This window comes from Thermoflexus sp., assembly GCF_042408365.1.
In the GTDB taxonomy this organism is placed as follows: domain Bacteria; phylum Chloroflexota; class Anaerolineae; order Thermoflexales; family Thermoflexaceae; genus Thermoflexus.
The window spans coordinates 1-10,798 of record NZ_JBHOQJ010000217.1 but is presented as its reverse complement, the minus strand read 5'-3'; the positions used below and the strand labels follow the sequence as shown (position 1 = coordinate 10,798).

General features: G+C 64.0%; 8 protein-coding genes and 1 tRNA gene. 4 read left to right on the top strand and 5 right to left on the bottom strand.

The window, feature by feature from the left end; genetic code table 11:
* The first annotated feature begins 332 nt into the window (after positions 1–332).
* Positions 333–1,550: an MDR family MFS transporter gene (locus ACFMO5_RS10310; RefSeq protein WP_376792663.1), complete on the top strand. Its 1,218-nt coding sequence runs from the start codon at positions 333–335 to the stop codon at positions 1,548–1,550.
* A 41-nt stretch (positions 1,551–1,591) separates the two neighbouring features.
* Here ACFMO5_RS10310 and ACFMO5_RS10305 read toward each other — a convergent pair whose 3' ends face one another.
* Together ACFMO5_RS10305 and ACFMO5_RS10300 are read right to left on the bottom strand one after the other, a co-directional pair.
* A complete protein-coding gene (locus tag ACFMO5_RS10305) occupies positions 1,592–1,858 on the bottom strand; it encodes a hypothetical protein (RefSeq protein WP_376792662.1) in 267 nt (88 codons plus the stop codon).
* Positions 1,859–2,171: 313 nt separating this feature from the next.
* Positions 2,172–2,262: transfer RNA gene (locus ACFMO5_RS10300), tRNA-Ser, on the bottom strand.
* A 612-nt stretch (positions 2,263–2,874) separates the two neighbouring features.
* Between ACFMO5_RS10300 and ACFMO5_RS10295 the strand changes: the two genes are divergently transcribed.
* From ACFMO5_RS10295 to ACFMO5_RS10285, 3 genes are all read left to right on the top strand, one after another.
* Entirely contained in the window at positions 2,875–4,527 is a 1,653-nt protein-coding gene (locus ACFMO5_RS10295; RefSeq protein ID WP_376792661.1) for a ribonuclease J, read from the top strand.
* A gap of 50 nt (positions 4,528–4,577) precedes the next feature.
* The gene (trmD, locus tag ACFMO5_RS10290; RefSeq protein ID WP_376792664.1) at positions 4,578–5,363 is read left to right on the top strand and encodes a tRNA (guanosine(37)-N1)-methyltransferase TrmD; all 786 of its coding nucleotides are present in this window, start codon (positions 4,578–4,580) and stop codon (positions 5,361–5,363) included.
* Positions 5,364–5,704: 341 nt separating this feature from the next.
* Complete coding sequence (locus ACFMO5_RS10285; RefSeq protein WP_376792660.1) at positions 5,705–7,261, top strand: UDP-N-acetylmuramoyl-L-alanyl-D-glutamate--2,6-diaminopimelate ligase; 1,557 nt, start codon at positions 5,705–5,707, stop codon at positions 7,259–7,261.
* A 102-nt stretch (positions 7,262–7,363) separates the two neighbouring features.
* Here the strand turns inward: ACFMO5_RS10285 and ACFMO5_RS10280 are convergent, their stop codons facing one another.
* Genes ACFMO5_RS10280 through ACFMO5_RS10270 form a run of 3 tightly spaced genes read right to left on the bottom strand, consistent with a single transcriptional unit; the run spans position 7,364 to position 10,632 of the window.
* Positions 7,364–8,674 (bottom strand): lipid II flippase MurJ, encoded by a 1,311-nt coding sequence (locus ACFMO5_RS10280; RefSeq protein ID WP_376792659.1) that lies wholly within the window; start codon positions 8,672–8,674, stop codon positions 7,364–7,366.
* A gap of 38 nt (positions 8,675–8,712) precedes the next feature.
* Positions 8,713–9,630, bottom strand: a complete 918-nt coding sequence (locus ACFMO5_RS10275) for an alpha/beta hydrolase (RefSeq protein WP_376792658.1) — start codon at positions 9,628–9,630, stop codon at positions 8,713–8,715.
* A 30-nt stretch (positions 9,631–9,660) separates the two neighbouring features.
* Positions 9,661–10,632 carry an NUDIX hydrolase gene (locus ACFMO5_RS10270; RefSeq protein ID WP_376792657.1) on the bottom strand — a complete coding sequence of 324 codons (972 nt, stop codon included), beginning with the start codon at positions 10,630–10,632 and terminating at the stop codon, positions 9,661–9,663.
* Positions 10,633–10,798 lie beyond the last annotated feature (166 nt).

Below are 10,798 nucleotides of genomic sequence, written 5' to 3'. Positions count from 1 at the left end.
TTCCGATCTCGGACGCCAAAGGCGTCCGGCTCCGCCCCCAAAACGCCCCTACGGGGAAATCAACCACGTAACTCCTACTTGTGGAATTTCTGTGAGGCGCAAGCCGTGTCAACGGCCCGCGCCTCACAGCAAACTTTTCTTCCGCAGCCGCCCCAAGCAGCCTGCGTTGCAGGGATTCTATAGGGTGGTCTGAGAGTTGAGGGTGCCCAGACCACCTTTTTGCTTCGTTTGTGAGACAGATGTAGTTTGAGAACCCTCGAAGTGGAATCGGGGTTCCAGCGGCAACGTCGAAGCAAGCGTCGCTGGAAGTGATCTCATCCAGGGGGTATGGAATGAGCTGGCGAGGATGGGGCGATCGTTATCCGTGGGAATTTTGGTTGCTTTTTGGTGGGACACTGGTCAGTGCGATCGGGGGGAGTATGGTCTGGCCGTTCCTCACGCTCTACCTTCGGCAGCGCTTTCCCATTTCTCTCACCCTTATCGCCTCGCTGTTGACCTTGAACGCGGTGGCGGGGCTGGCGACCACGGCGGTCGCCGGCCTGGTGGTGGATCGCTTCGGTCGGAAGGGGGCGATGGTGGCGGGTCTGGTGGGGAGCGGGCTGGTCTTGCTGGGCATGATCCCCGCGACCTCTCTCCTGGCATGGGCGGCTCTGATGGCATTCATGGGTGGGTTCGGTCCGATTTATCGGGTGGGGAGCGACGCGATGGTTGCAGACCTCATTGAGCCGTCACGTCGGGCATCCGCGTATGCCCTGCTGCGCATGATGGCCAATCTGGGTGTGGCCATTGGCCCAGCCATCGGCGGCTTCGTCGTCTCCGCATCCTACGGGCTGGCCTTCGCTTTAGGGGGTGCTGCCCAGCTCTTCTTCGCTTGGCTAGTGCTCTTGGGAGCCCGGGAGACTCGTCCGCAGACACCAAACGAGCCAAGAGCTTCGCCTCTGGGGGGAGGCTATGCAGGGATCCTGCGGGATCGTCCGTTCCTCGCCTTCTGTGGGTTTTACACCCTGGCCGGCATGGCCTACATCACGATGATGGTCCTGCTTCCGGTTTATGTGAAAGAGGGCTTTGGAGTTCCGGAGCATCTGTATGGGTTCATTATGACCACCAATGCGGCGATGGTGGTGGGGTTGCAATACGGGATCACCCGTCTGGCGAGCCGGTTCCGGGAGCTCTGGGTGCTGTCGGCGGGCGCGCTGTTCTACGCGCTGGGGGTGGGCAGCGTGGCTCTGGGGCGGAGCTTTCCGGCATTTCTGTTCAGCATGGCGTTGCTCACCATCGGGGAGATGTTGATGATCCCCACGGCCACCACGCTGACGGCGAACATGGCCCCGCCGGAGGCGCGGGGGCGTTATATGAGCATCTACGGGCTGACGTGGGGCGTGGGATTTGGGGTGGGCCCGGTGATCGGGGGGATCTTGCATGATCGGCTTGGGCCGGTGGCGATTTGGTGGGGTGGGGCGGGGATCGCCCTCGTGGCGGCCCTGGGATTTCTCGGGCTGGCTCGCCGCCTACCGGCCATGGCCCCACGTCTAGAGATCGAGATAGACTAAAGGTGCTCTTCTTATGAAACTTGGGCCTTTCGATTGCTCTCTTATCCGAGATTCTCCCAGCGCAGGCTTTGCAGGGCATAAAGGAGCACCCCGACGAGCAACAGCGCCCCGCCCAGGAAGAGGATCCAGCTGGGGAGATCGGGGAGAGGGATTCCTAAGATATAGCGTGCCATCCGGACGATCCAGCCAGCGACCATGAGCAGGATCCCCAGGACCAAGGGAACAGCAGGGCCGATGAGCTGGATAACGATCCCCCAGGCAGCGTGCTCTCGATGTTTCGAATCCGGCGTCGCATGGCCCACCTCCAATTTGGAATCACACCGATGGGGTCCATGTCGCGATGATCCATCGGGAAGCTTCGGCAAAGGATGTCCCCGCTCCGGGTCCGGCAGAGGGGGCGGGATGCACAAGGTAGGATCTGCCGAACAGCCGCTCTCCCACACGGGGGCCTCCGTCGGGGTCAAGACGGGCGCACGGGAGGCACAAATCCGACTCAAAAGGAGGTCATTCCCTGGCTTTTCGCACCTGTTCCTTAATGGGGGACATTTTCGGCAGGCCTATGCCCACGGGCAGAGGCACGGCCAACGCCATGCCTCCACCCATGGATAGCCGCGCCGCAGGCGGAGGGGGCGGGATTCGAACCCGCGGTGAGCCTTCAAGGGCCCACAGGTGATTTCGAGTCACCCGCCTTCGTCCACTCGGCCACCCCTCCGTTTATCTATTATACCCCGTGTGCGCGATCGCGGCCTCGACGGCCGAGGGCGGACCTTCATCGCATGAAGGGCTCTCCCCGCTATCCACGTTAAGCGAAATCGAGAACTCGTGATTCGTGTGCGCAAGAAAAAACAGGCGCTAAAGCCCCCTACTATGAGCGAAGCCTTGCTTGTAGTAGGACACTTTGGCGCCCATCTTGGGCGTCGGACAAAGGGCGAGCCTCCATCTAAATAGTGGGCGTTAGGGGCCTTCCGGGGTTAGGGGCGCCTTCAGCGGCCCCTAACCCTGGAAAAATTTCTCTCTTCCTCTGAGGCAAAGAGCCGGCCTTCGTCGGTCCGATGGCGTGTAAAATCCCTTCCCGCCCGAAAGTTGACGAAATCTATTTTCGCGGTTATGATAAAAACAAAGCAGCGCTGATTATTCAGTGGGAACATTCGGGATGGGGCCGCCGGATGCCCGGAGAGGGCGCTGGCGGCCTTTTCGTTTGCGTTGACACCCTTGACGCGGCCGAAAGGGCCGCGTGGATCAGATGAAGACAGGTCCTGCGTCTGCCCCAACGGGCATCCTGACGCAAGCCTGTAGAATTCCTCGGAAGGAGAGAAGCTTCGCGATGGCTCAAGTTTTGCGCATTGTCCCCCTCGGGGGGTTGGGTGAAATCGGCAAGAACATGATGGCCATTGAATATGGACGCAACATTTTGATCATCGACGCCGGGATTATGTTCCCGGAGAACGATATGCTGGGGGTGGATTTCATTATCCCCGACTGGCAATACCTGCAAGATAAGAAAGCGTGGGTGCGAGCGATCGTGGTGACCCATGGCCATGAGGACCACATCGGTGCCCTTCCCTTCCTGATCCGGGAGATCCCGGCGCCGATCTACGCTACGCCGCTCACCCGGGGGCTGATCGAGGTGAAGCTCAAGCAGGCGAAAGCGAGCGAGGGGGTGACCCTCCACACGGTCCAGGCAGGCGATCGCCTGAGCATCGGCCCGTTCACCGTGGAGCTGTTCCGGGTATGCCATAGCATCCCCGATGGGGTGGGGCTGGGCATCACCACCCCGGCTGGCCTCATCGTCCACACCGGGGACTTCAAGTTCGACCAGACACCGGTGGATGGAAAACCCACGGATTTCGCAGCCCTGGCGGAGTTCAGCAAGCGGGGGGTCTTGGCCTTGCTCTCCGACAGCACGAACGCCGATCGTCCGGGTTGGACTCCCTCGGAGCGGGTGATCGATTCGGCCTTCGACGCAGCCTTCCGCCAAGCGAAGGGCCGCATCATCATCGCGACCTTCGCCTCCCTCATCTCGCGCTTCCAGCAGGTGATTCAAGCGGCCCTCCGCTACGGCCGCAAGGTGGCTTTTGCCGGAACCAGCATGGTCGAGAACGTTAAGATCGCCCAGAAGCTCGGCTACCTGGAGATCCCCCCCGGGGTGCTGATCCGTCCGGACGAGATCGGTCGTTATCCGCCCCACCAAGTGGTGATCGTGACCACCGGGGCCCAGGGGGAGCCCTCCTCGGTCTTGGCCCGCATGGCGGCCGGCCAGCACTCGCAGCTTCGGATCGTCCCGGGCGACACGGTGATCATCTCGGCCCATCCGATCCCGGGCAACGAGGAGATGGTGCACCGGACGATCAATCGGCTCTTCCAGCGCGGGGCGGATGTGCTCTATGACCCCATCGCTCCGGTTCACGTCTCCGGCCACGCCAGCCAGGAGGAACTCAAATTGATGATCAACCTGGTCCGCCCCCGCTATTTCATCCCGATCCACGGGGAGATCCGCCATCTCAAGGCCCACGCCCGGCTGGCGATGGAGCTGGGCATCCCGGCGGAGAATATTTTCGCGGTCGAGAACGGGTGGGTGATCGAGTTCAAGGACGGCCAAGGGCAGGTGGCAGAGCGGGTGCCGGGCGGGTATGTGTTCGTGGACGGCGCGCTGGTGGGGGATATCGGCCCGGAGGTGTTGCGGGAGCGGGAGGTGCTCTCCCGAGAGGGGTTCGTGGTGATCGTCGTGCGACGGGATCCCCGGACCGGCCGGGTGATCGGGCGGCCGGAGCTGATCACCCGTGGGTTCACCTTCGCCCGGGAGGCGGAGGAGTTGCTGGCCGGCGCGGAGGAGCTGATCATCGAGACCGTCCGTTCAGCGAATGGGGAGAGCAGGTCCCGCCAGGCCTTGGCCCATCGGATCCAGACTGCACTGGCGGATTACCTCTACCGCCACACCCGCCGCCGGCCGATGATCATCCCGGTGATCACCGAATAAATCGAGTGTCGGAATGGACACGAGGCTCGCCGGTTATGGAGCGAGCGGCGATGCGGATCGATGTGGTGACGCTGTTCCCGGAATATTTCGAAAGCCCTTTGCGGGCAAGCATCCTGAAGCGAGCCCAGGAGGCGGGGCGCGTCCAAATCGCGGTGCATTCCCTGCGGGCTTTCGGGTTGGGGCGCCATCGCGTGACCGATGATACCCCCTACGGGGGCGGTGGCGGGATGGTCATGCGGCCGGAACCGATCTTCGAGGCGGTGGAACACATCCTTTCGGATGTCTCACCGGAGATGCGGGACAGTGTTCCCATTATCCTCCTGGATCCCGGGGGGCGTCGTTTCACTCAGGAGGTGGCCTGGGAGCTCTCCCGCCATCCCCGGCTGGTGTTGATCTGTGGCCACTACGAAGGCGTCGACGAGCGGGTGCGAGAGCATCTAGTTACCGACGAAATTTCCATCGGAGACTTCGTCCTGACCGGAGGCGAGCCCGCCGCCCTGGTGATCATCGACGCGGTGGTGCGTCTGTTGCCGGGCGTGCTGGGAGATCCGAATGCCCCCCGCCACGACTCCTTCGCCGAAGGTCTCTTGGAGCATCCCCACTACACCCGCCCCGCGGTCTACCGCGGGTGGGAGGTCCCGGAGATCCTACGGTCCGGCCACCACCAGGCGATCGCCCGCTGGCGCCGGCTGCAATCCCTCCGGCGCACCTGGGAACGCCGTCCGGACCTCCTCCTGCGGGCGGCGCTCACGGAGGAGGAGCGGGCGTGGATCGCCCGCTGGGAGGCAGAACGGCGGGCGATCCTCGCCCCCCTTCTAGAAGGGGAAACCGGGTAAAATCGCGCGGCCGCCCTCCCGGCTGCCCGCCGAAATCGTGGAGCCATCGTAACTATTCGGTCTGGCCCCATTCGGTTTGGAGCTCCCGCAAAGAGGTGGCAGACCCCCACCTCCCTTCATTCCCCCTCCCCGCGGCTGTGGAAACGGGCGCTAAAGCGCCCCCTACAAACCGAGGGGGGATGAAAAATATTGCGGGGACAGAGGCATACGACGATGGCGCGTCTCTGCCCCCACATCCCCCAGGAGGAAACCCAGGGTGAAACATCCATAGCCGTATCGCGTTGCGTGAGGACGGCTGAACAGTTACGATTCATCTTGACTTTCCGTAAGGGAAGGCAAGCATGCCTCCACGTCGGCTTTCGGAATTGCTGCAAGCGCTCCCGTTTCCTTATCGGCACAGCGGGGGCGATCCCGAAATCCATGAGGTGGTCACGGACTCGCGCCAGGCTCGCCCAGGTGCCCTCTTTGTGGCCTACCGAGGGCTCCAGCACGACAAGCATACCTTCATTCCCGACGCCCTGGCCCGGGGAGCCGTCGCCGTGGTGGGGGAGCGGCCCCGAGAGGCAATCCCCCTTCCGGATGATCTCCCTTACGTGGAGGTCTCGAACGGTCGGGAGGCCCTGGCCTGGCTATGTGCCGCTTTCTGGGGCTTTCCCTCCCGACAGCTGATTCTGATCGGCGTCACCGGAACGGACGGCAAGACCACTACGGTGAACCTCATCCACTCGATCCTGACTGCCGCTGGGCATCGGGCGGGGATGATCAGCACGGTGAACGCCGTGATCGGGGACCGCATCTACGACACCGGCCTTCACACGACGACTCCTGAGGCCCCGGATGTGCAACGCTACCTTGCGGAGATGGTCGAGGCGGGTCTGACCCACGCGGTGCTGGAGACGACCTCCGAAGGCCTGGCCCAGCACCGGGTGACCGCGTGCGATTTCGACGTTGCCGTCTTGACCAATATCACCCACGAGCACCTCTACTTCCACGGCACGTGGGAAAACTATCGCGCCGCCAAGGCTCGCCTCTTTGAGATGCTGAAGATCTCTGCCGACAAGGGCCTGCCGAAGACGGCCGTCCTCAATGCGGAGGATCCCTCCTTCGATTATTTCCGCCGGATCCCTGCCGACCGCCACTTGAGTTATGCGTTGGAGATGCCAGCGGACCTCACCGCGGAGGATCTCCGTTTCGAGCCGGATCGCACTCGCTTCCGCCTTCGCACGCCCATCGGGACGATCCCGGTGGAGACCGCCTTGGTAGGGGAATACAACGTTGCGAACATCCTGGCGGCCGCGGGGGTGGCGATCGCCCTGGGGATTCCCCTTGAGGCCATCGCGGAGGGTGTGCGGCGCCTCCAAGGCGTCCCCGGCCGCATGGAGCGGATCGACGAGGGGCAGGATTTCCTCGCCATTGTGGACTTTGCCCACACGCCGAACGCCCTGGAGCAGGCTCTGCGGGCCGCGCGCCGGATGACCTCGGGTCGGGTGATCGTAGTCTTCGGGAGCGCTGGGCTGCGGGACGTCCAAAAGCGGGGGATGATGGGACGCGTGGCGGGGCGGCTGGCGGACCTCATCGTCATCACCGCGGAGGATCCGCGGACGGAGGATCTGGAGGGCATTCTCGAGGCCATTGCCGATGGGGTGCGGGCGGAGGGGCGGATGGAGGGCGTGGACTTCTGGCGCATCCCGGATCGCGCTGAGGCGATTCGGTTCGCCGTCGGGCTGGCCCGGCCCGGGGATCTGGTGATCGCCTGCGGGAAGGGCCATGAGCCTTCCATGTGCTACGGGACGGTGGAATATCCATGGAATGAGCGGGAGGTGATGCGGGCGGCGCTGCGGGAACGACTCGGGAAAGGGCGTAACCTGATCGACGCTTGGCGCTACCTCACGAAGTAAGTGCGCTCGTGTAAAGCCCCAATGGGAGTTATGCAACGGATTGCCTTGTGGGGGACAAAGGAAGGCGGGGCCATCCGCTCCCCTTTATCCCCAGCAAAAATCCTATCGCTTGGGGAACTGGAGCCAGAACAACAGGAGGAGTCCCTCCAGGCCGATGGCCAGGCTGTTGGCGAGGGCCGGGCCGGGCGCCCCCAGGGCCTGAACGAGCGTTGGAACCAGGAGGAGATACACAGCGGTGCCTATGGCGGCCGCCGCCAACGGCCGGAGGAAGTCATGGCGCGCATAGAAGGCGCGGGCGGTGAGCTCAGTGATGGTGTAGGTCAGCAACCCCGGCGTGAACATCCGGAGGGCCGCCCCAACGGCTTCCACCGAGGCCTCGCCGAAGGCCCCTCGGGCCAGCAGCCCTCGGACCAGTGGCTCTCCTCCAAACCACAGCGCCCCCCCAGCCAGCGCCGAGAGCGCCCCCGCGATCCCCAGCGCCCAGCCCAGATCCCGTCGCAGGGCTTGCCAATCGCCACGGGCCGCGTGGGCGGAGAGCGTGGGGAGGAGCACTGTCGCCAGGCTGGTGCTGATCAACGCCTGAGGGACCTGCATCAGGCGCCAGCCATAGGCCAGGGCGGCAACGGCCCCGGGTTCCAGGCCGCCCACCCATCGATACCCCCAGGCGATCTGGAAGTAGGCCAGCGAGACGATGAGCGCCCGCGGGATCAGCAGAGCCCCCACGGTCCGCAACCCGGGATGCCCAGGATCCAACGCCCAGGCCCATGGCCACCCCCGTAGCCCAGGGAGCAGGATCAGATTATGGAAGAGCGCCCCCAGCGTCACCCCCCACGCCAGCCCCAGGATCCCCAGCGGGTGGGCGAGGAGCAGCGCCCCAAGGATCGGCCCGCCGTCAGCCACCACCGAGCCTAGGGCGGGCCATACGAAGCGCCGGGCGGTGTGGAGCACCGCCGTGAGGGCCCCGCTGAGCCCGAACAGCACCGCCACGATCCAAAGCACACGAAGCAGGTGGATCGCTTGATCCTGCACGGGCGGGGGAAGTCCGGGCCCGAAGACCGTGCGCACCCAAAAGGGCGCGCTCCATGCGATCAGCAACCCGACCAGCATCAGGCCGCCAACCGTGAGGAGAACGACGGTGGTGGCCAGACGGGCCGCTTCGCGGGGGTTATGGATGGACAGCGCGGTGAGCACGGGCACCAGGACCACCGCCAGGGTCCCACCGGTGAATAGGAACAGGAAGTCCGGCATGACCATGGCCACATCGAAGGCGCTTTTGTCCGGCCCGGTGCCGAAACGCGCCGCGACCACGGCCTGGGCTAGGAAGCCGGTCAATTTCCCCAGCAGGCCCAGGCCCGCCACCATGGCTGCTGGCTGAACAATCCGGCGTAGGAACCCACGAAGCTCCTCAGACACCTGGTGAGCCTCCCGGAGTTAGGCCGGGCGTGAAAGGGCTATCGTTTGAACAGCCGCCAGGGTTCCGCGTAGAAATCCAGATACCTTTCCAGGGCGCTGGCCCATAGGACGTCCGCATGCTCCCCCGGATGCACCTCGAAACGCACCGGGATCCCCCGAGCCTCCAGGATCGCGGCCAGTTGTCGGGTTCCCTCCAGCGCCCAATCCGCATCCCCAGCGTCCAGATAGATCCGCAGCCCCCGGAGATCCGCGCGTTGGGCTAAGATGAAGGGATCGTAATCCAGCGGGGCGAAGTTCACGCTCAGGGCCGGGCTATGCCCTCCCACGCTGGCGAAAGCCTCGGGATGGCGCAGCGCGATCTCCAACGCCCACACACCTCCGCGGGAGATCCCGCCGATCGCCCGGGCCCAGCGGGCGGGTTCGGCCGGATAGCGGGCCTCGATGTACGGGATCAAAACCTCGAGCATCACGGCCTCAACGGAGCCTGGCCCCCCGCTGGTGCGCACATACAAATCATCTGGAAATCCAGGCAGAACCAGCAGGAAAGAGGGCCAACGCCCCGCGCGGATCCCGGCTTCCAGCGCCTCATCGATTCCCAGCTGATCCCAGTGGGTTTGATCGTAAGGGTATCCGTGGAACAGGTAAAGAGCCGGATAGCGCCGCCCCGGGTTCAGACAGGGGGGAAGATAAATCTGATACGGGATCTCTAAGCCCATCCCCGGAACGGACACGGCGCCGCTTTCCATGTGTCCGGGCACGCAAGTGGGGGTCGGTGAAGGGGACGGCGTGGGTGTAGGCATCGGCGGTGTTGGCGAGGGGGTGGGTGGAATACGGGTGGCCGTGGGCGTTGAGGTGGGCATAGGGGAGAGATCGACCGCAATTTGCGATCCCCAGAGCGCGACCAGGTTCAGCGCAATCAACACCCCGATGAAAACGAGCCAGTTCTTCTTCCGCATCTCTCGACTTCGCTTCAAGGAGGCGAATTTTTATCTTACCACCGCGTATGGATAGCGGGCCAAGGTGTCCTCAATCCGAACCCTCCAACGCACATCCAGCGGCTCAGGGAGCTGATCCAGCGGGAAAAACCCGATCTCCAGGGATTCCAAGCCGTCCGCCTGCAAGCGGCCGCCCACAATCCGGGCCTCAAAGCATGCCACCACATGCTGGGATCGATCTCCGTTCGGGTAGGTAAAGGTCCATGCCGGATCCGTGTACAGGCCCACCAGGCGGATGGGCTCGACCTGAAGGCCGGTTTCCTCCCACACCTCTCGGATGAGCGTTTGATCGATCCGTTCGCCGATCTCCATAATCCCTCCGGGGAGCCCCCATTCACCGTTATCCTCCCGTCGCTGCAGGAGGATCTCCCCACGCTCGTTCAGGATCACGGCGCTGGCCGCAGGGACCACCAGGGTCGCGGTGCCGGTCCGTTCCCGGAGACGCCGGATGGTTTCCCCGGGACTCCCAATCGGCCGCCCGGGAGCCCCGCTCCGGAAAGCCGCTGCCGGATGGCCGCGCCGGTAATCGGCGATCATCGCCGCATACCATGGGGGCAGCGGGGGGAGGTCCTCCAGGGAAAACCATTGCAGGGCCATCGATTCGCGCCCATCCGGACGTAGAACGCCTCCCTCCGGATAGGCCAGGAAACAAGCAGTCACCGGGTGGACGATATCGCCATTGGGGTAACGAACGATGAACTCCGGGGAAGTGTACAAACCGATCAGCCGTCCGGCCTGGATCGTTAAGCCGGTTTCTTCCCCCACCTCGCGGTGAAGGGCCTGGAGAAGGGATTCACCCGGCTCCATAACCCCACCGGGCAGACCCCAGGCCTCGAAGTCTGCGCGCTGCTGCAGGAGAAGCTGCCCGGATTCATTCACGATCAGGGCGGTGGCGTAGACCAGCCAGACGGGCTCCGGGCCGATGCGCTCTCGCAACCAGCGGACGTAATCCATTGCGGTCATGGGATGTGTGCAGGGAGGCAGGCTCAAGGCCTGCCCATGTTGTCCAGGGTTTGCATCGTTGTTCGTAGCGCTTTGTCCATCTTTTGGGGATGTGCCTTTTTCTCCCCGCAGCCAGAAGGGCTGCGGGGAGAGGGAGAAAAAATCCTTTGGGGTTGGGAGATCGGAA

Excerpts from the sequence above, each read along its gene's own strand:
- ACFMO5_RS10270 (WP_376792657.1), bottom strand. The coding sequence starts at position 10,632 with ATGACCGCAATGGATTACGTCCGCTGGTTGCGAGAGCGCATCGGCCCG.
- trmD (WP_376792664.1), top strand. The coding sequence starts at position 4,578 with ATGCGGATCGATGTGGTGACGCTGTTCCCGGAATATTTCGAAAGCCCT.
- ACFMO5_RS10285 (WP_376792660.1), top strand. The coding sequence starts at position 5,705 with ATGCCTCCACGTCGGCTTTCGGAATTGCTGCAAGCGCTCCCGTTTCCT.
- ACFMO5_RS10310 (WP_376792663.1), top strand. The coding sequence starts at position 333 with ATGAGCTGGCGAGGATGGGGCGATCGTTATCCGTGGGAATTTTGGTTG.
- ACFMO5_RS10275 (WP_376792658.1), bottom strand. The coding sequence starts at position 9,630 with ATGCGGAAGAAGAACTGGCTCGTTTTCATCGGGGTGTTGATTGCGCTG.
- ACFMO5_RS10295 (WP_376792661.1), top strand. The coding sequence starts at position 2,875 with ATGGCTCAAGTTTTGCGCATTGTCCCCCTCGGGGGGTTGGGTGAAATC.